An 18,960-nucleotide genomic window follows, 5' to 3' on the forward strand; every position below is an offset into this window, starting at 1 on the left:
ACAGTCTGCAGGCGAGTGCCAAAGAGGGGTCTGATTAGCGTCCGGAAAGCTCGTCGACGGCGGTGCGGACGTCGTCGCTGGTGATGGTGGTGAGTTCGGCGGCGCTGGCCGGCTTGTCGGCGGAGGCGGCGGCGGCCAGCCGCACGTCGCGGCGCATCGCGGCGCGCTCGAACAGCGACCTGGCGAACCGGCCGTTGCCCAGCCCGTCGATCAGCCGTTCCTCGCACACCCAGGTGAAGACCTCGTCCAGGTCGTTGAGCGCCTCGTCGTCGAACCGGTCGCCGGCCTGCTCGGCGAGGAGCACGGCGATCTCGGTGAGCTCGCGCGGCGAGTAGCTGGGGAAGGCCACCCGCTGGTTGAACCGGCTGGCCAGGCCGGGGTTGGTGGCGAGGAAGGCGTCCATCTCGCGCTGGTAGCCGGCCAGCACGATGACCAGGCGGTCGCGCTCGTCCTCGGCGCGTTTGAGCAGCGTCTGCACGGCCTCGGCGCCGAACGCGTCGCCGCCGGAGTATCCCGGGTTGACCAGGCTGTAGGCCTCGTCGATGAACAGGACGCCGCCCAGCGCCCGGTCGACCAGCTCGTTCGTCTTGATGGCGGTGGCGCCGAGGTGCTGGCCGACCAGGTCGGCCCGGTGCGCCTCGACCACGTCGGGGCGGGCGAGCAGGCCGAGGGCGGCGAAGACGCGGCCCAGCACCCTGGCGACGCTGGTCTTGCCCGTGCCGGGCGGGCCGGCGAAGACGAAGTGGCGCATCTGCGGCGGCGTGGGCAGCCCGCGTTCCTGCCGCATCCGGGCGACCTGGAGCTGGGCCGCGATGGCGTGGACCTGCCGTTTGACGGGGGCGAGCCCGGCCATCCGGTCGAGGTCGGCCAGCGCCTCCTCCAGCGTGGGCGTGGCGACGTAGCCGCGGAAGCGGGCCGTCAGCTCCTCGAAGGCCTTGGTCACGTCGGCGGTGGTGGTGGTCACCAGGTCCTCGGTGGTCGGCGTGCCGCCCGCGCCCACCACCCGCACGTCGCGGGCCTGGGCTGCGGCCTCGACGAGGCTGCGCGCGAACCGGGCGTTGCCCAGCTCGTCGACCAGCCCGCGCCGGTGCACGTCCTCGTAGAGGCCGAGCAGCGTGGTCTCGGCCTCCTCGCCCATCTTGTCGCCGCGCCTGCGCTGCAGCAGCTCGGTGATCTCCAGCAGCTCGGCGGCGGAGTAGGCGGGGAAGCGCACCCGGGTGGCGAACCGGCTGGCCAGCCCGGGGTTGCTGGACAGGAACGAGGTCATCTCCTGCTCGTAGCCCGCCAGGATGATGATCAGCCGGTCGCGGTCGTCCTCGGCCCGTTTGAGCAGCGTCTGCACGGCCTCGGCGCCGAACCGGTCGGGCTGGCCGTCGGAGGAGTTGATCAAGCCGTACGCCTCGTCGATGAAGAGCACGCCGCCCAGCGCCCGGTCGACCAGCTCGTTCGTCTTGATCGCCGTCGCGCCGAGGTACTCGCCGACGAGGTCGGCGCGCTGCGCCTCGACCACGTACGGGGTCTCCAGCAGGCCGAAGGCGTAGAAGATCTTGGCGAGTGTACGGGCGACGCTGGTCTTTCCGGTGCCCGGAGGACCGGTGAAGACGAAGTGGCGCACCGGGCGGCCCGCGGTGTAGCCCGCCTCGGCGCGGAGCCTGGAGGCCTCGATGGAGGCGGCGATCGAGCGGACCTGCTCTTTGACCGGATTGAGGCCGATCATGGCGTCGAGTTCGGCGAGCGCCTCCTCGACGGAGATCTGCGGCAGGCCCTGGGCCTTCTCCTGCTGCGGCTCGGCCCGGCCTTCGCGGGCGCGCACCCGTACCCGCTCCTGCGCGGTGAGCTCGGCCCTGGCGCGGCGGGCGAGCAGGAACCGGTGGCCGAGGACGGCGGCGGCTGCGCCGTAGCCCGCCCAGACAGCGAGGTTGTCCGACACGGACGCGAGGGCGGCGGCCAGCGCCCCGGCGGGCACGAGCGCGAGCAGCGCGGACACCCACGGGGTGACCCAGCGGATCAGGTGGGCGGCGACGGCGACCGGCAGGGCGAGCAGCATGAGCAGGGTCGGTGCCAGGGACCAGGCCGGGAAGAGCGAGGCGAAGACCGGCAGCAGCGCAAGCCAGCCGGCCACGACCAGCGCCGTGGCGGCGGCCTGCGGGAAGCGCAGCGTCAGCGCGACGAAGCAGAGGATGACCGCGGTGGTGAGGAAGGTGTTGAGCAGGTCCCAGCCGAGCGCCGCGCCGGTGCCGACCGCCCCGATGAGGATCACCGCGTACAGGACTCTGCGCGCGGCGGGGGGAAGCCGGAAATAGCGCATCCGCACCTGTTCGAACAGATCTCGCACGGCGGCTCGTCCCGCGGCGCGGGTCCTGCCGGACTCCTGCATCACGCCTCCCCGGTCCGCCCCCGGTTATACCGCACGAGGTGCCCGCGTGGGCGGTCCTGACACGCTAGGTGGAGGTCACGAAAGAGGCTATGTGTCGGCCGAGTTCGGCACCTGCGTCTTCTTGCAGGAAGTGGCCCGCGCCCTTGATGACGGGATGGTCCAGGCCCGCGGCACCGGCCATCGACCGGCGCAGGATGGGGGCCATCCCGCCGGTGATCGGGTCGCTGTCGGAGAAGGCGACGAGGAACGGCCGGTCGAGCGTGGTGAGCACCTGCCAGGCGGCGCGGTTCGCGGGCCCGGCGGGGTCGTCGGGCGTGTGCGGGACGAGACCGGGCATGGCGCGCGGGCCCGCCTTGTACGACTCGTCGGGGTAAGGGGCGTCGTAGGCGGCGCGGACCTCCGGGGAGAGCGTGGTGACGCAGCCGGACTGGACGAACCGGGCGATGTCCAGGGTGGGCGCGCCGGCCACCGCGTCCTTGAAGCGGTGCCACACCTCCGGCATGGGAATGTCACCTGTCGGCAAGCCGGTGTTGGCGGCGACGATCCTGGCGACCCGCTCCGGGTGCTCGGCGGCCAGGCGCAGGCCGATGAGGCCGCCCCAGTCCTGGCCGACGATGGTGACGCCGGTGAGGCCGAGCGCGTCGTAGAGGAGGGTGCGGGTCCATTCGACGTGGCGGGCGTAGGTGTGGTCGGCGGGCTCGGCCGGTTTGTCGGAGCGGCCGAAGCCGATGAGGTCGGGGGCGATCGCGCGGAGGCCGGCGGCGGCCAGCTCGGGCATGACGTGGCGGTAGAGGAAGGACCAAGAGGGCTCGCCGTGCAGGAGCACGACCGGCTCTCCGTCGGCGGGGCCGGTCTCGACGTAGGCCATCCGCAGCCCGTCGCCGATCTCGGCGTAACGGGGCGGGTACGGGAAGCCGGGCAGGTCGGCGAAGCGCTCGCTGGGAGTACGCAGGATCCGCATAGAACATCATTCTAGTCCGGCTGCCGGTCCGGACGAAGAGTCCGGCTACCATGAGAATCCGATCCGGATATTCGGCGATATTTCGGCCTAAAGATTGTTTCGGTCGATATGAACCGCCGCTCGTGGATCATTCGATACCGCTACACCCATGGCGTGGCATGCCCTAAGCTGCCACGCAAGTTCGTGCGGGCCTGCTGTGAACGGATCGGCCTGCAAGGAGGTCCATGACCGTCACCCAGGCCGTGCCCCTCGCACGCCGCGCCGGCCGCGAGCATCAGGACAACCGCTGGAAGATCCTGGTGCTGCTCTGTGTGAGCCTCCTGCTCATCACGGTCGACGCGACGGTCCTGCACATCGCGGTCCCCGCGCTCACCGCCGCCCTGGAGCCGTCGGCGGTCCAGCTGCTCTGGATCATCGACGTCTACTCGCTGATCGTGGCCCCGCTGCTGATCCTGTTCGGCACGCTCGGCGACCGCTACGGGCGCAAACGCCTGGTCCTCGCGGGTTTCGTGCTCTTCGGCGTGGCCTCGGCCGCGGCCGCCTTCGCCCCGACCCCGATCGCGCTCATCCTGGCCAGGGCCCTGCTCGGCATCGGCGGCGCGATGATCATGCCGGCCACGCTGTCGCTGATCCGCCAGGTGTTCACCGACCGCCGCGAGCGGGCCATAGCGCTCGGCGTGTGGAGCGCGGTCGCCGCCGCCGGCGCCGCCGTGGGCCCCATCATCGGCGGCGTGCTGGTCGGCCTCTGGTGGGGCGCGGTCTTCCTGATCAACGTGCCGATCCTGCTCGTCCTGCTGCCCGCCGCCGTCCGGATGCTGCCCGAGTACCGCGACGCCGAGCCGAAACCGTGGGACGCGACCAGCGCCGCACTGTCCGTGCTGGGCATCCTGGCGCTGGCGTTCGGGCTGAAGGAGGCCGGGTCGGGCAGCCTGATGCCGTTCCCGGTGGCCGTCGCGGTCTTCCTGACCGGGGTGGGGCTGCTCGCCTGGTTCGCGCTGCGGCAGACCCGGCTGGAGACGCCGCTGCTGGACGTCTCGCTGTTCCGGCGGCGCGAGTTCACCACCGGCGTGCTGGGCGTGCTGCTCGGCGTGTTCTCCCTGGTCGGGCTCCAGCTCATGCTCGCCCAGTATCTTCAGCTCGTGCTCGGCGACACCCCGGTGCGCGCCGCGTTCCGGATGCTCCCGCTGGTGCTGTCGGCCGTCGCGGGCGGGCTGGTCGCCGCCCATTTCCTGCCCCGGCTCGGGCTGCGCGCCACCATGAGCGGCGGCCTGGCGCTCGTCGCGCTCTCCCTGACCCCCACGCTCACCTGGGGCGTCGAGGGCCATCCGGTGATGCTGGCCTGCTGTTTCGTGGGCATCGGCTTCGGCGTGCAGATGGCGCTGCTGGCGGCCTCCGACACGATCATGTCGGTCGCGCCGGCGTCGCACGCGGGCGGCGCCGCCGCCATCGAGGGGACCGCGTACGAGCTGGGCGCCGGCCTCGGTGTCGCGGTGCTCGGCACGATCACCACCATGGCGTACGCGCCCTCGGTCCCGGAGGTGCGGGGCGTCCCGGACGGCGGCATCGACCAGGCCCGGCAGTCCCTCGCGGGCGCCGCCCACGTCGCCGAGGAGGTCGGCGGCAGCGCCGGCGGCGCGCTGCTGAACGCGGCCCGGTGGGCCTTCGTGAACGCCCTGCACACGACCGTGGTCGTGAGCGTCGTCCTGCTCAGCTTGACCGCCGTCGCGGTGGCCATGCTGCTCCGCCGTGAGTGAGGTGTGCCATGTCCCCCTTAGGGCAGACAACAAACGTGAGACAGGCCCTCTGTGACGTCGCCGCGTTAGTCGCCCGCCTCGGTGTCGGCGGCATCTTCTTCGCCAACGGCTGGCGCAAGCTGGAGATCGGGCTGCTGGAGACCGGGGCGCAGTTCCGGTCCCAGGGGGCTCCCGCGCCGGACGCCTGGGCCACCGTCACCATGCTGGTCGAGCTGGTCGGCGGCGCGCTGCTCATCGCGGGGCTGATGGTGCCGGTGATGGGGCTGATCCTCTTCGCGGAGGCGGTCGCGGTGCTCTGGGTGGCGCCGCCGCTCAACCCGATAACGCTGAACGAGCTGATCCTGCTCGGCGCGGCCTCGCTGCTGCTGGCGGTGGTCGGCGCGGGCCGGATCTCGGTCGACCACATGGTGGTGATCAGACGGCGCGAGTCGGCGGCGGCCCACGAGTTCGCCGCCGACGACGAGGCCGACGCCGTCATCGCCTCCCTGCGCGACCCCGACAGACCCGCCGCCCCGGACGAGCAGGCCAAGCCCGCGAAGAAGGAGCCCGCCGCGAAACCGGCCCGCCCCCGTACCGGAAAGGACCAGGACGCGGAGCCCAGCCTGGAGGACACCGCGCCCCACCCCCGGCCGCGACCGGCGGCCACCGAGGAGTCCTCTCCCGCGCCGGGCGACACGCTGGTGGCGGGGAAGAAGAAGCCCGCCTCCCGGTCCCGGCGCGCCACGGAAGGCTAGGCCGTCAGGCGGTGGCGCCCGCCGGTACGCGGTCGACGAGGCCGCTGGAACCCTTCTGGCGGGCGCAGTGGGCGCAGCAGTACCAGTGGTCGCCCGCCTGCACGCCGTGGCCGATGATCTTGGTGCCGCAGTGCTCGCACAGGGGCGCCATCTTGTCGATCGCGCACTGGAAGGAGTCGAAGGTGTGCACGGCGCCCTGGGCGCGCACCTCGAACGCCATGTCGTAGTCGTTTCCGCAGGTCTCGCAGACGGCCATGATGATCCCCCTCGTTGGTTGGCCTTGCCCCCGTCTCATTTCCCCGCCGCGCCGTCCTATGCAGGCCCGGCTCTTCACTCGTTCCGCTTGATTTCCGGACAGCCTCCGGTCAAGATCGGCGATGTCCTGAAAGCCCGCGGTGAAGGGGAATCCTTGTTCACGAGAACGGTCGTCGCGGCGGTCCTGGCCGCCGCCGGGGTCGCCGCCGCCCCTGCGCCGGCCTACGCCGAGACCCCCGAACGGGTCTGCGGCAAGGGCTTCAAGCGGGTCCAGGACGGGCATCGGGCGATGCGGACGCGTGCGGGCGCGGTGTTCGGGCACGTGTACCTGATGTACGACAAGCGCTCGGGCAAGAACTGCGTGGCGGCGATCAAGACCGCCTACCGGGGGCAGCGCACGGTCACCGGCGCGATCCTCGTGGTCAAGGGCGGCGCCCGGTCCGCCGACGCCGGGCGCTACCGCTACTACGCCGAGACCGGCCACCTCTCCGGCGCGTGGAAGTGCGTCCGGTACGAGGGCTGGACGAAGGATCCGTCGGGCGCGGTCACGGCGCGGGGCGGCCGCAAGGCGTGGGGCAACTGCCGGGGCTGAGAATTTTTCCCGGAAGCTGTCACATCAGGCCGGGCTGTCCCGTCCATGAGACGTCCACTACGACTCACATGGAGGTTCCGATGACCGCACGACTCAACGTCGCCGCCCTCGCACCCGAGCCCTACAAGAGTTTCCTCGAGGTCGAGGCGTTCCTGGGCGACTGCGGGATCCCGTCCGCCACGATCGAGCTCATGAAGCTGCGCGCCAGCCAGATCAACGGCTGCGCGTTCTGTGTCGACATGCACAGCCGCGACCTGAAGAAGAAGGGTGAGAGCGACCGGCGGCTCTGGTCGGTGGCGGCCTGGCGGGAGAGCACGGTCTACACCCCCGCCGAGCGGGCGGCGCTGGCGCTGACGGAGGAGGCGACCCGGCTCGCCGACCACGGCCGGGGCGTGTCCGACGAGGTCTGGCAGGAGGCGGCCGAGCACTACGACGAGAAGCAGCTCGCGTCGCTGGTGGTGGCCATCGCGATGATCAACGCGTGGAACCGGGTCGCCGTCACGTCCCGGACCGTGCCCGGCACCGCCGTCTGACCTTCCCGGCGGGCGTCACGGCCGGCGCCGTGACGCCCGCGAGTGCGTACAAAACGATTGAGAGTACGCCGCCCGCCCGGCTAGGTTGTCGCCCAGGCAGCGGGAGGGGGCAGACCCATGAAGCGCGTACGCATCCCCAGGACGACGGCCAAGCGGCGACCGGTCCGGAAGGCGGAACTCGACCTGCGGACCCCGTCGGGCCGCCGCCTGCCCTACTGAATTTCTCGCTTACACCGTCCTTACCCGGCTTTCTGTTAATAACATAGGTAACAGGAACATCACGGGGGAGGACGATTGAGAAGGCTGGTCACGGTTCCGCCGCGCATCGCCAGGCACAAGATCCGCGACATCCGGTCGGCGCCCGAGCGCCGCAAGCAGACGACCTCGGATCCCAAGGTCGTCGACCTGCGGGCCTACACGGGACGCAACGTGATCCGCTTCCCCGGGGGCCCCACCCCGGCGGCCTAGACGCCGTACAGCTTCTTGCTGTAGTTGGCTTCCGCGTAGTACGCCTCCAGCTCGTCCACCGTCTCCGCCGTCACCTGCACCTCCTTGACCAGGGCGGCGTGTGACGGGAGCGGGTCGGCGGGCCACTTCTCGGGACGCCACAGGGCGCTGCGCATGAACGCCTTGGCGCAGTGGTAGAAGATCTGCTCGATCTCCACCACCAGGGCGAGCAGGGGCCGGTGGCCCTTGACGATCATCTCGTCGAAGAACGGCGCCTCCCGCACCAGCCGGGCACGGCCGTTCATGCGCAGCGTCTCGTTCCGGCCGGGGATCAGGAAGATCAGACCGGCGTGCGGGTTCGACAGCACGTTCCGGTAACCGTCGCCGCGGCGGTTGCCCGGCCGCTCGGGGATGGCGATCGTGGTGTCGTCGATCACGTGGGCGAGCCCGGACGGGTCGCCCTTCGGCGAGACGTCGCAGTTGCCGTCGGCGTCGGCCGTGGCGACCAGGCAGAACGGAGAGGTGGCCAGCCACTGCCGGTCACGCTCGTGCAGGCGGGTGCGCTCCTTGTTGGCCGCCCGCGGCATCACCTCGCCCAGCAGTTCGCGCAACTCGGCCTCGGACTCGATCTCCGCCCAGCTCATCCGCTCTCCCCTCGGGTCGACGGCGGCATTATGTCAAGAAAGCGGTTTCCGGCACCATCCATTTACCAGCGGCGGGCCCGGGCCATCTCCCCCAGCAGCAGGTCACGCTCGACCGCGAACCGGGCCGGGTCCGCTCCTTCCCGCTCGGCGCGCAGGTGGAGCATCGTCAGCTCGGTGGCCGCCTGCTGGTAGTCGCTCATCTGCCGGCCCAGGCCGGCGCTCCTGGCCCACTTGCGGGCCGCCCGGCGGGCGGGGATCGTGCTCAGCATCCGGACGTCCTGCTCGGTGATCAGGCCCGTGTGCGCGTACTGGGGGAGATACCTGCTCATCCGTGAGACGAGCTGCTTGCGCTCCACCACGGTGATGACGATCAGCACGATCAGCACCACCATGATCACCAGGTACGCGCCGGCGACCGCCGCCAGCGACCCGGTCGAGGCCGCGCCGTTCCACAGGGCGTGCAGGGCGACCGCGCCCAGATAGCCCAGCGGGATCGCGGCGAACCGGAAGGCGTTGCGGCGCGTCAGGGCGTAGGCCACCCCCACCCCGATCATGGACGTGTACACCGGGTGACCCAGCGGGTCGATCAGCCCGCGGATGACGAACAACTGCACGGCCGCGCCCACGCCATCCTCGCCGAAGGCCATCAGGTAGTAGCCGACGTTCTCCACCGTGGCGAACCCCAGGCCGGCCATCGACGCGTACACGATGCCGTCCGTCAGCCCGTCGATCTCCCGCCGGCGGCGCAGGAGCAGCAGCAGCGCCGCCCCCTTCAGCGCCTCCTCGATGACCGGCGCCAGCACCACCGCGCCGATGAGGTCCACCGCCTGCTCGCCGTAGCCGGCGCGGCTGAACAGCGCCACCCCCAGCAGGCTCAGCAGGATGGCCACCGCCACCGCCACTCCCGCGCCCCAGAGGAACGAGAACGCCAGGTGCAGCCGCGGCTCCGGCTCCAGCCGGTCCAGCGAGAGCACCGCGGCCAGCAGCACCGGCAGCGGGGCGACCGCCAGCAGCGCCGACAGGCCGAATCCGGCGGCCCCGCCGTTCAGCAGCAGCACCCCGAGCACGGCCAGCGCCAGCAGGCTCGACACCACCAGGGCGGCGATCAGCGCCTTGCTCGGCCGCTGGGAGAGCATGGGGGAACGGGGCGGAACCGTCATGACAGGTCCTTCCTTCTCCAGGGGACACCCAGCATGCGCCGCCGTGCTCGACGCCCGATTACAGACTGCTTGCGGGTCTTACGCGCGGCATGCAATCTATCGAAGGGCCGATGCCGGGTATAGCCGCCCCATGAACGCCGAACTGTACGAGCGATGGCTGCTCCGCATGTGGCAGGGCGACTTCTCCCTCGCCCACGAACTGGTCACCCCCGGCTTCACCGGCCACTGGCCCGGCATGGACGTCCACGGGCCGGACCAGCTGATCGAGACGCTCCGGCAGGGGCACGAGCCGTTCGACGACGTGATGCTCACCCTGGACGCCGGGCCGATCGTGGACGGCGACCTGGTGGCCGCCCGCTGGACGTTCGCCGGCGCCTACCGCGGCGGCATGCCCGGCGCGACCGCCGCCCCCGGCACCCGGATCGCCTTCAGCGGCCACGACATCCTGCGCGCCGAGGGCGGCAGGTTCGCCGAGTACTGGGTCATCTCCGACGTCACCTCGCTCTCCCGGCAGCTCGGGACGGGCTGACCAGCAGCCGCAGCGTCCCCTTGGTCGCCATGAGCATCTCCCCCGCCCCGAGGTCGCGGAGCCCGTACACCCTGGTCGCGGACGACCAGGACCGCTCGATGATCCGCCCGTCCGGCGCCAGCCGGAACAGCACGCCTCCCAGCCCGGCCAGCACGAAACCCTCCCCGTCCCGCACCACGCCGGACGCGAAGGGCTGACCGGCGTCCGCCTCCCACCGCACCGCCCCCGACCCGGGATCGACAGCGAGGTAGCCGCCGCCCCAGGTGCCCAGCCACACCACACCCCCGGCCAGTTGAGGGGGCCAGGGCATCAGGTCGGCGTCGTGCTCGTAGATCCGTCCGGCCTGCCCCGCGCCGGGACGGACGCACACGACCGAACGCGGGCCGCACCGCACCAGGCAGCGGTCGGAGCCGGCCCTGATGAACGCCGGCCCGCTGTCCATCGTCGTCAACGGCTCCGGCAGGCGCAGGCGCGTCAGCTCCCGGCCGTCACGCGGATCGACCAGCCACACCTCCGGCCCGCTGCCCAGCAGCACGGCGCCGCCCCACGGCAGGGGACGTTCCGTGGCGACGCGCCGTGGCGTCCGCCAGAGCAGCCGCCCGTCCGCGAGGTCCAAGGCGCCCACGGGCGAGTAATCCCGCCACCCGCCGACGACCACCGTCTCGCCGACGACGACGACGTGGCCGGAGAACGGGCGTAATCCGGCCTGCCACACCACGGCCCCTGTCTCCAGGTCGAAGCAGAAGAGCCCGTCCTTGTCCTGCGGCAGCACGAGACAGCGGTCACCGGCGGCGACGACGGCCCGCGGATAGGTGCCCACCGGGACGTCCCATCGGACCGAACCGTCACGGCGATCGAGACAGACGAGCCGGGTGCCGCGCTCGTGCAGCACGACCCGGTCCGCCGTCACCGCCACCGTCGTCAGAGAGCCCTGCTGATGGAGGCGCCGCTCCCACACCGTCGTCGCGATCACCTGGGGACTCTACCGGGACGAGGTGCCGGACCCTTCCGGCACCTCGTCCCCCGTTCTCAGCTGCAGCCGCTGGTCGAGCCGCAGCCCTCGCAGACGTAGCAGCTGCCCGCCGGGCGCATCTTCGTGCCGCACGTCATGCAGAGGGGCGCGTCGGCGGTGTAGCGCTGGTGGCTCTCCAGGGTCCGCTGCTCTTTGCCGGACTCCTGCTTCGGCGCCTCCCCGGCCGGAGCCTTCTCGATCGGCGCCGACTGGGCCAGCGACTCCACCGTCTCCTCCAGCGCCGCCGGGTCCTCGCCGCGCTCCTGCGCCGCCCGCTCGGCCGCCGAGAAGATGCCGAGCGCGGCCCGCTCCTCGTAGGGCAGGTGGTCCAGCGCCAGCCGCCGGAAGATGTAGTCCATCACCGACGTCGCCATCCGGATGTCCGGGTCGTCCGTCATGCCCGCCGGCTCGAACCGCATGTTGACGAACTTGCTCATGTACGTCTCAAGCGGCACCCCGTACTGGAGCCCGATCGAGATCGCCACCGAGAAGGCGTCCATCACGCCCGCCAGCGTCGACCCCTGCTTGGACATCTTGAGGAAGACCTCGCCCAGCCCGTCGTCGGGGTAGGTGGAGGCGGTCATGTAGCCCTTGGCGCCGCCGACCGTGAACCGCGTCGTGGTGCTCGGCCGCTGGCTCGGCATCCGCCGCCGGGTCGGCCGGGCCACCTCGACGACCCGGACCTCCGGCTCGTCCTTCTTCTCGTCCTTCTTGCCGCCCGCCGACAGCGGCTGGCCCACCTTGCAGTTGTCGCGGTAGACCGCCAGCGCCTTCAGTCCGAGCCGCCAGCCTTCCATGTAGACCTGCTCGATGTCGTCGACCGTGGCCGACTCGGGCAGGTTGACCGTCTTGGAGATCGCCCCGGACAGGAACGGCTGGGTGGCCGCCATCATCCGCACGTGACCCATCGGCGCGATCGCCCGCTCGCCCATCGCGCAGTCGAACACCTCGTAGTGCTCACGGCGCAGGCCCGGCGCGTCGACCACGTGACCGTGCTCGGCGATGTACTCGACGATCGCCTCGATCTGCTCCTGCTGGTAGCCGAGCTTCTTGAGCGCCCGCGGCACCGTCTGGTTGACGATCTGCATGGACCCGCCGCCGACGAGCTTCTTGAACTTGACCAGCGCCAGGTCCGGCTCGATGCCGGTCGTGTCGCAGTCCATCATCAGCCCGATCGTGCCGGTCGGGGCCAGCAGGCTGGCCTGGGCGTTCCGGTAGCCGTTCTTCTCGCCCAGCTTGAGGCACTCGGCCCACTGCCGCGACGCCTCGGCGTGGATCTTGGCGTCCATCGAGCCGATCGTCCGCAGGTTGTCGTTGGCCGCGGCGTGCTTGCGCATCACCCGCTTGTGCGGCTCGGCGTTGCGGGCGTACCCGTCGTACGGGCCGACCACCCCGGCCAGCTCGGCGCTGCGGCGGTAGGACACGCCGGTCATCAGCGACGTGATCGCCCCGGCCACCGCCCGGCCGCCGTCGGAGTCGTACGCGTGACCGGTCGCCATGAGCAGGGCGCCGAGGTTGGCGTAGCCGATGCCGAGCTGCCGGTAGGCGCGGGTCGTCTCACCGATCTTCTCCGTCGGGAAGTCGGCGAACGTGATCGAGATGTCCATCGCCGTGATGATCAGCTCGGTCAGCTTGACGAAGTTCGGCACGTCGAACGAGCCGTCGTCCTTGAGGAACTTCAGCAGGTTGATGCTCGCCAGGTTGCACGAGGAGTTGTCCAGGTGCACGTACTCCGAGCAGGGGTTGCTGGCCGTGATCCGCCCCGTCTCCGGGGTGGTGTGCCAGTCGTTGATCGTGTCGTCGTACTGGACGCCGGGGTCGGCGCACTCCCACGCCGCCTGCGCCATCTTGCGGAACAGGTCGCGGGCGTCGACGGTCTCGATCACCTCGCCGGTGAGCCGGGCGCGCAGGCCGAACTTGTCGCCCTTCTCCACCGCGCGCATGAACTCGTCGGAGACCCGCACCGAGTTGTTGGCGTTCTGGTACTGCACCGAGACGATGTCCTTGCCGCCCAGGTCCATGTCGAACCCGGCGTCGCGCAGCGCGCGGACCTTGTCCTCCTCGCGCGCCTTGGTCTCGATGAACTCCTCGATGTCGGGGTGGTCGACGTCGAGCACCACCATCTTGGCGGCCCGGCGGGTCGCGCCGCCGGACTTGATCGTGCCGGCGCTGGCGTCGGCGCCGCGCATGAACGACACCGGCCCGCTGGCCGTGCCGCCGCTGGAGAGCAGCTCCTTGGACGAACGGATGCGGGACAGGTTGACGCCCGACCCGGAGCCGCCCTTGAAGATGACTCCCTCTTCCTTGTACCAGTCGAGGATCGACTCCATGGTGTCGTCCACCGACAGGATGAAGCACGCGCTGACCTGCTGCGGAGACTGGGTGCCGACGTTGAACCAGACCGGGGAGTTGAACGCGAAGATCTGGTGGACGAGGGCGTACTTCAGCTCGTGGTCGAAGATCTCGGCGTCCTCTTCGTCCGCGAAGTAGCCGTTCTCCAGCCCCGTCCTGGTGTAGACGCCGACGACCCGGTCGATGAGCTGCTTGAGGCTGTGCTCGCGCTGGGGCGTGCCGACCGCGCCGCGGAAGTACTTGGTCGTCACGATGTTGGTCGCGTTGAGCGACCAGAAGTCGGGGAACTCGACGCCCCGCTGCTCGAAGTTGACCGAGCCGTCGCGCCAGTTGGTCATGACGACGTCGCGGCGCTCCCACGCGATCTCGTCGTACGGGTGAACGCCGGGCTTGGTGAAGATCCGCTTCATCTTCAGGCCCTTGCGGGGACGCTTGCCTCCGCGCGTCACTGATCCGCTGGACGTCTCCGTCATGACTCCCCCTTCTCCGCCTTCAACTGTTGGATCTCGGCCTCGAAGTCCGCCAGGCTTTCGAAACCGCGATAGACCGATGCGAACCGCAGGTAGGCCACCTCGTCGAGCTCGCGCAGCGGCCCGAGGATCGCCAGCCCCACTTCGTTGGAGGCGATCTCGGCCGCGCCCTTGGCCCGGATGGCCTCCTCCACCCTCTGCCCCAGCTGCGCCAGTGAGTCCTCACTCACGGGCCTGCCCTGACATGCCCGCCGCACGCCCGCGACGACCTTGTCCCGTGAGAACGGCTCGGTGACCCCGCTGCGCTTGCTCACCATGAGGAGCACGGTCTCCTGGGTGGTGAACCGCCGCCCGCACTCCGGGCACGTGCGCCTGCGCCTGATCGCCGCGCCGTCCTCGGTGGAACGGCTGTCGATGACCCGGGTGTCGGGATGGCGGCAGAACGGACAGTGCACGCTAACGCCTCCTCGCTTTCAGGGGTCACCACAGGCGTGGAATCCGCCCCGGCGAACGCTCGCGCACGCACCACGGCTGCTTCGTGGTGCGTTCGTCAAACACAAGGTGTGGTGAACTACATCGGTGTAACTACTAGATGTTGTGGTCCAACCGTAGAAGCGCGCGACCATGAACGCAAGTTGACCGGCCCCGTCCCGCCGAAGTCGCTGATCAGCCGGGGACTCTCCGGCGCGCCTCGGGCGTGTCGCCGGTGCGTGTCACATCTGTTGGTACGGGTCACGTATGTGGCGGTCGTTCACATGAGGAGCGACGCTCGCCCAGCCCTCTATTGTCCCTGCTGTAAAGGGGTGACGGAGCCACCGGGGACGTACAGCCGGGTCCCCGGCCGGACGAGCTTGCCCCTCAGCCCGTTGAGCCGCCTGATCCCGGCGGCGACGGCGCCGGGGTCCTCGCCGGGGTGCGCGACCGCGCCGGCGATGCTCCCCAAGGTGTCGCCCTCACGCACCTCCACCCACGGCAGGCTCGGCGGTTGCCCGGCGTGCGCGTACCCGGCGGCCCTGGTGCCGAGCCAGAAGCCGCCCAGCGACAGCAGCGCCACGACGGTCACCAGCACCGCCCGCCCTCGTCGCGTCAACCGCACCGGCGCAGCCCCGGCGTGCGCGCCTTTACCGGCCCGCGCCCCACCCCGTCTCCGCGCCCCTTCCCCCGGACGCGCCTTGTCGCCTGTCCGCGCCGCTCTTTCTCGACGCGCCTCGCCTCCTGCCCGCGCCGCCCTCCCCCGACGCCCTCCATCCCCAGCCCACGCCGCCCTCTCTCGACGCCTCTCGCCCTTAGCCCACGCAGCGCTCCCACGACGCCTCTCATCTCCAGCCCACGCAGCACTCCCCCGACGCGCCCCGCCCCCAGTCCACGCAGCACTCCCCTGACGCCCCTCATCTCCAGCCCACGCAGCACTCCCCCGACGCGCCCCGCCCCCCGTTTCCGCCCGACGCCGCCTCCGCGTCGATTTCCCGGCGTGCGCGTCACTACCGGCTCGCGCCCCCGCCACCGAGCGCGCCGCTCTGCCGAGCCGCGCCACGGGCCGCGACTCTGGGGATGCGTCTGCGCCGGTCTGGGCTCGACTGCCGCCGACAATGCCGAGCCAGGCGCTCCTCTTGGGCCTCCCGGTCCTGGCCGTCGCGCTGGACCTGCCCTCCTGGCCCGTGATTCCGCGCTCGCTCGTGATGGCGCGCTCAAGCGGGCGGCGGGCCGTCACCCTGCCTCTTGCCGGTGCTCGATCTGCGAGGTCCCGTTCGAGCGCCCGCTCACGGCTTCGGGGTGCCATCGACTCCCCGTCCCGTCTGATTCCTCGCATTCTGGACGAGCCCGTTCGCTCGGTGAGGTCATCTGGTCTGCCTTTACCGACCGAACGCGCCCGCTGCAGAGGTCCGTCGTCGGTCAAGCGTCTTCCGCGCGCGCCCTGCCCTCGACGCCACCCCTCGGCCCGTCGCGCGCCTGCTGGCACCGGGGGTCCCTCGCCCGCTGCCACCCGGGGTCGCTCGCTCCCTGCAGTCCGAGGTCCCCGGCCGTTTCCGCCGTCGATCACGTGGCCGGCTTCGGCCGGGTGCTTTCCCGTACGGACCGGTCCCCCGTCGCTCCGCCCCCACCTGCTGGGGCCCGACGGCGCGTCCTCGTCGAGAGGGGGAACGAGGTAGAGGTGCGGACGCTTTCCAGTGGCCGCCCGCCGGGCACGGGGTCCTCCTGGCGCTTCCCCTTTCCGCTTCCGCCGAGGCGTACGGCCCTCCTGAGCGCCGCCGCGTACAGGCGGAGTGAAGCCATCAGCGACAGGCCGCCTCACCTCAGGGAGATCGCCGTGTGAACCCACCACCCTCACCTGCCTTTCCCTGGACGCCTGTGCCACCGTCTCTCCTGCTACGGGCAACTCGCTCGCCGGATCTGCGACTCCCGCCTCATTCCGGGCTGATTCTTGGGGATCCGCCTCGGAGAGATCGCCTGCCCCGCCCACGCCCCGGTTGTTTCTGGATCCAGGAGCGGGACCGCGCATCACGGGCGGGGGCTCCGTCCGGCCGGACTCCATACGCCGGGCCTAAGGTCGGAACGATGGAGTGGACTCCGACAGCTCGCTACCGCCGGTTTCCTCCTGGCGCAGCTTCTCCGACGCGTGATCCGTACGGTCGAGGACCGGGTGTCGCGACACGGGGCGGAAGCGTGACGCCGACCCGGCAGGGTGATCCGTACCGTCGAAATGCGACGCAGACTCAGCCGCGTGATCCACACCCTCCGACGCGGGGTACCCCGACTCGGAGCAGAACCGCGAGGCAGGCCCGGCCGTGTGATCTGCGTCCTCCAGGGTGAGGTGTTCCCTCGCAGAACGGAACCGCGAGCCAGGGCCGACCGAGCGATCCGGGACGTCCAGGGCCGGGTGTTGCCACGCAGAACGGAATCGCGGGACAGGCTCGACCGAGCGATTCGCGCCATCCAGGGGCGGGTGTTCCCACGCAGGGCGGAACCCCGAGCCAGGGCCGACCGAGAGATCCTCGACCTCCAGGGTGGTTTGCCACGCAGGGCGGAACCGCGGGACAGGACCGACCGAGAGATCCGCGACCTCCAAGGCCGGGCGTTCCCGCACAGAACGGAAGGCGGGTCTCGCCAAGGGGCCCGCACCCTCGAAGACTGGCTGCTGCGCCGCGGAACGAAACGGCGACGCCGACTCAACCACGTGATCCACACCCTCCGACGCGGGGTGCTCCAACTTGAGCCAGCGCTGTGAGACAGGACCGGCTGTGTGATCCCCGTCTTCCAGGGCCGGGTGCTGCGGCGCGGGATGGGACGGCGAGGCCGGGTGCTCCATGCTGCCGGAGGTCAGAGACGGCGTCCTGTGGGTGGTCGGGGTGTCTGCTGAGGCGGAGGGCTGGTCGGACGAGCCGGTGGGCGTGGGATGTCGTTCGCGGGTGGGACCGGTGGGCGTGGGATGCCGTTCCCCAGTGGAACCGGTGGGCGTGAAATGCCGTTCCCGGGCGGGGTCGGTGGGCGTGGGATGCCGTTCGCGGGTGGGACCGGTGAGGCGTTGGGTGGTGTCGCCGGGCAGGTCGGTCATCGGGTCCTCCCGTGGGTGCCCGGGGGTCGCGGACTGCGGCGGAGAGCGGGGAGAGGCCGGGGGCCGCCGTCGGGGCAGATCCGTTCGGTATGGGTGCGGAGGGCTTGGTCATCTGGGTCACCTCCGGGTAGTGGTCGCTGGGGCCAGCCCGCCTCGCGTGCGTGTGACTGAAAAGGCCGAGGAAGATCGGCGAATCGAACACGGTGTCGATCGAACTCCCGTACGATGTTGTACACCACGCTGCCGACGATTTCGAGGAAGACTCGAACAACTGTTTGAAGATGATCTTCAACAGAGATACGGTCGCTGTGTGCGACATGAGGACCACGGACCGGGAGGGGCGCCGAGCAGGGCGAGCCGCCGGCGGAGGAGGAGAGAGGCATGAGCGAGCGGGATGCCGCCCAGGGGGTCAGCGACCTCGCGGTGCGAAGGCGTGACTCACTGGGGCTCACCCCCAGGCAGCGCAAGATCCTCGAAGTGATCCGCGACTCGGTGCAGCAGCGCGGCTATCCGCCGTCCATGCGCGAGATCGGCGAGGCCGTCCAGTTGACCAGCACGTCCAGTGTGTCCCATCAATTGACCGCGTTGCAGCGTAAGGGCTATCTGCGGCGCGACCCGCACCGCCCGCGCGCGCTCGAGGTGCGGCTGCCGGGCGAGCCGGTGATGTGGGTCGATCCCGGCACGGCCACCGAGGACACCCCGGTCAACCGGCCCACCGCCGCCTACGTCCCGCTGGTGGGGCGCATCGCCGCGGGTGGTCCGATCCTCGCCGAGGAGAGCGTCGAGGACGTCTTCGCGCTCCCCAAGCAGCTGGTCGGCGAGGGCACGCTCTTCCTCCTCCAGGTCACCGGTGACTCGATGATCGACGCGGCGATCGCCGACGGCGACTGGGTCGTGGTCCGTCAGCAGCCGGTGGCGGAGACCGGCGACATCGTGGCCGCCATGATCGACGGCGAGGCGACGGTCAAGACCTTCAAGCGCAAGGACGGCCACGTCTGGCTGGTGCCGCACAACGACAACTACGAGCCGATCCCGGGCGACGAGGCCACCGTCCTGGGCAAGGTCGTGGCGGTGCTGCGCCGCCTCTGACCGGCTCGTGCCCACCGGTGCCGGCTCGCCGTTCGTAGGTGAGCCGTGCCCGCGCCCACGGGTCCCCACTCGCCGTTGATTGAGCCGTGCCCGCGCCCACCGGTGCCCACTCGCTGTTCGTGGGTGAGCCGTGCCGCCGCCTGCCGTGGCTCGCACAGAGCTGCGGTGCTCGTCCAAAGCTGCTGTGCCCATGCACAGCTAACGCGCTCGTGAGAAGCTGCCGTGGCTCGTTGAATGCTGCCGCGCTTCTGCGAAGCTGCCGCGCTCGGATAACACTGCCGTGGCTTACGCACAGGAGACGCGCGTGTACGGCCTGACACGGAGGTACCCGGACGTACGGACGTACGCAGAGCTGCGCGGATGTAGGCGGACGCAGGCCGGACGGAGGGACGCGGAGTTACGCGGACGTACGGAAGGGTGCGAACGTACGACATCACGCGGATGTACCGCACGGGCGTACGGCATCACGCGGACGTAACGCATCACGCGGAGGCACCG

The 18,960-nt window shown here is 70.8% G+C and carries 16 protein-coding genes; 7 read left to right on the top strand and 9 right to left on the bottom strand.

Going from position 1 to position 18,960, the window contains the following annotated elements:
• Positions 1-34 precede the first annotated feature (34 nt).
• Complete coding sequence (locus tag AB0J42_RS16950; RefSeq protein WP_364294861.1) at positions 35-2,377, bottom strand: AAA family ATPase; 2,343 nt, start codon at positions 2,375-2,377, stop codon at positions 35-37.
• 64 nt (positions 2,378-2,441) lie between these two features.
• Positions 2,442-3,338: a haloalkane dehalogenase gene (locus AB0J42_RS16955; protein WP_364294864.1), complete on the bottom strand. Its 897-nt coding sequence runs from the start codon at positions 3,336-3,338 to the stop codon at positions 2,442-2,444.
• Between the two features lie 224 nt (positions 3,339-3,562).
• Between AB0J42_RS16955 and AB0J42_RS16960 the strand changes: the two genes are divergently transcribed.
• Positions 3,563-5,092, top strand: coding sequence for an MFS transporter (locus AB0J42_RS16960; protein ID WP_364294867.1), 1,530 nt, complete (start codon positions 3,563-3,565; stop codon positions 5,090-5,092).
• Between the two features lie 35 nt (positions 5,093-5,127).
• A complete protein-coding gene (locus AB0J42_RS16965; protein WP_364294870.1) occupies positions 5,128-5,826 on the top strand; it encodes a DoxX family membrane protein in 699 nt (232 codons plus the stop codon).
• Between the two features lie 4 nt (positions 5,827-5,830).
• Here the strand turns inward: AB0J42_RS16965 and AB0J42_RS16970 are convergent, their stop codons facing one another.
• A complete protein-coding gene (locus AB0J42_RS16970; RefSeq protein WP_364294873.1) occupies positions 5,831-6,082 on the bottom strand; it encodes a hypothetical protein in 252 nt (83 codons plus the stop codon).
• A 153-nt stretch (positions 6,083-6,235) separates the two neighbouring features.
• Between AB0J42_RS16970 and AB0J42_RS16975 the strand changes: the two genes are divergently transcribed.
• The 3 genes from AB0J42_RS16975 to AB0J42_RS16985 all read left to right on the top strand — a co-directional run bounded on the left by AB0J42_RS16975 (position 6,236) and on the right by AB0J42_RS16985 (position 7,674).
• Positions 6,236-6,673 (top strand): hypothetical protein, encoded by a 438-nt coding sequence (locus AB0J42_RS16975; RefSeq protein WP_364294876.1) that lies wholly within the window; start codon positions 6,236-6,238, stop codon positions 6,671-6,673.
• An 80-nt stretch (positions 6,674-6,753) separates the two neighbouring features.
• The gene (locus AB0J42_RS16980) at positions 6,754-7,206 is read left to right on the top strand and encodes a carboxymuconolactone decarboxylase family protein (protein ID WP_364294879.1); all 453 of its coding nucleotides are present in this window, start codon (positions 6,754-6,756) and stop codon (positions 7,204-7,206) included.
• 294 nt (positions 7,207-7,500) lie between these two features.
• A complete protein-coding gene (locus tag AB0J42_RS16985; RefSeq protein WP_364294882.1) occupies positions 7,501-7,674 on the top strand; it encodes a hypothetical protein in 174 nt (57 codons plus the stop codon).
• Here AB0J42_RS16985 and AB0J42_RS16990 read toward each other — a convergent pair.
• Both AB0J42_RS16990 and AB0J42_RS16995 read right to left on the bottom strand, forming a co-directional pair.
• Positions 7,671-8,297, bottom strand: coding sequence for a pyridoxamine 5'-phosphate oxidase family protein (locus AB0J42_RS16990; protein ID WP_364294885.1), 627 nt, complete (start codon positions 8,295-8,297; stop codon positions 7,671-7,673). The two genes, AB0J42_RS16985 and AB0J42_RS16990, sit on opposite strands and share 4 nt — an antisense overlap.
• A gap of 62 nt (positions 8,298-8,359) precedes the next feature.
• Positions 8,360-9,457, bottom strand: a complete 1,098-nt coding sequence (locus AB0J42_RS16995) for a PrsW family intramembrane metalloprotease (protein ID WP_364294888.1) — start codon at positions 9,455-9,457, stop codon at positions 8,360-8,362.
• A 130-nt stretch (positions 9,458-9,587) separates the two neighbouring features.
• On the opposite strand from AB0J42_RS16995, the gene AB0J42_RS17000 reads away from it, so the two are divergent.
• Entirely contained in the window at positions 9,588-9,986 is a 399-nt protein-coding gene (locus AB0J42_RS17000) for an ester cyclase (protein ID WP_364294891.1), read from the top strand.
• On the opposite strand, the gene AB0J42_RS17005 is transcribed toward AB0J42_RS17000, so the two are convergent.
• From AB0J42_RS17005 to AB0J42_RS17020, 4 genes are all read right to left on the bottom strand, one after another.
• Positions 9,952-10,959, bottom strand: a complete 1,008-nt coding sequence (locus AB0J42_RS17005) for a PQQ-binding-like beta-propeller repeat protein (RefSeq protein WP_364294894.1) — start codon at positions 10,957-10,959, stop codon at positions 9,952-9,954. The two genes, AB0J42_RS17000 and AB0J42_RS17005, sit on opposite strands and share 35 nt — an antisense overlap.
• Before the next feature lie 56 nt (positions 10,960-11,015).
• On the bottom strand, positions 11,016-13,823 hold the full coding sequence (locus tag AB0J42_RS17010) for a vitamin B12-dependent ribonucleotide reductase (RefSeq protein WP_364294897.1): 2,808 nt from the start codon (positions 13,821-13,823) through the stop codon (positions 11,016-11,018).
• Positions 13,820-14,275: a transcriptional regulator NrdR gene (gene nrdR, locus AB0J42_RS17015; RefSeq protein WP_364294900.1), complete on the bottom strand. Its 456-nt coding sequence runs from the start codon at positions 14,273-14,275 to the stop codon at positions 13,820-13,822. Before nrdR ends, AB0J42_RS17010 begins: the two co-directional genes overlap by 4 nt.
• Positions 14,276-14,601: 326 nt before the next feature.
• Positions 14,602-14,889: a LysM peptidoglycan-binding domain-containing protein gene (locus tag AB0J42_RS17020; RefSeq protein ID WP_364294903.1), complete on the bottom strand. Its 288-nt coding sequence runs from the start codon at positions 14,887-14,889 to the stop codon at positions 14,602-14,604.
• 2,865 nt (positions 14,890-17,754) lie between these two features.
• Here AB0J42_RS17020 and lexA point away from each other — a divergent pair.
• Positions 17,755-18,462 (top strand): transcriptional repressor LexA, encoded by a 708-nt coding sequence (gene lexA, locus AB0J42_RS17025; protein ID WP_364294906.1) that lies wholly within the window; start codon positions 17,755-17,757, stop codon positions 18,460-18,462.
• The last annotated feature ends 498 nt before the right edge of the window (positions 18,463-18,960 follow it).

Origin of the sequence: Nonomuraea sp. NPDC049649 (assembly GCF_040675175.1) — a bacterium.
Classification (GTDB): domain Bacteria; phylum Actinomycetota; class Actinomycetes; order Streptosporangiales; family Streptosporangiaceae; genus Nonomuraea.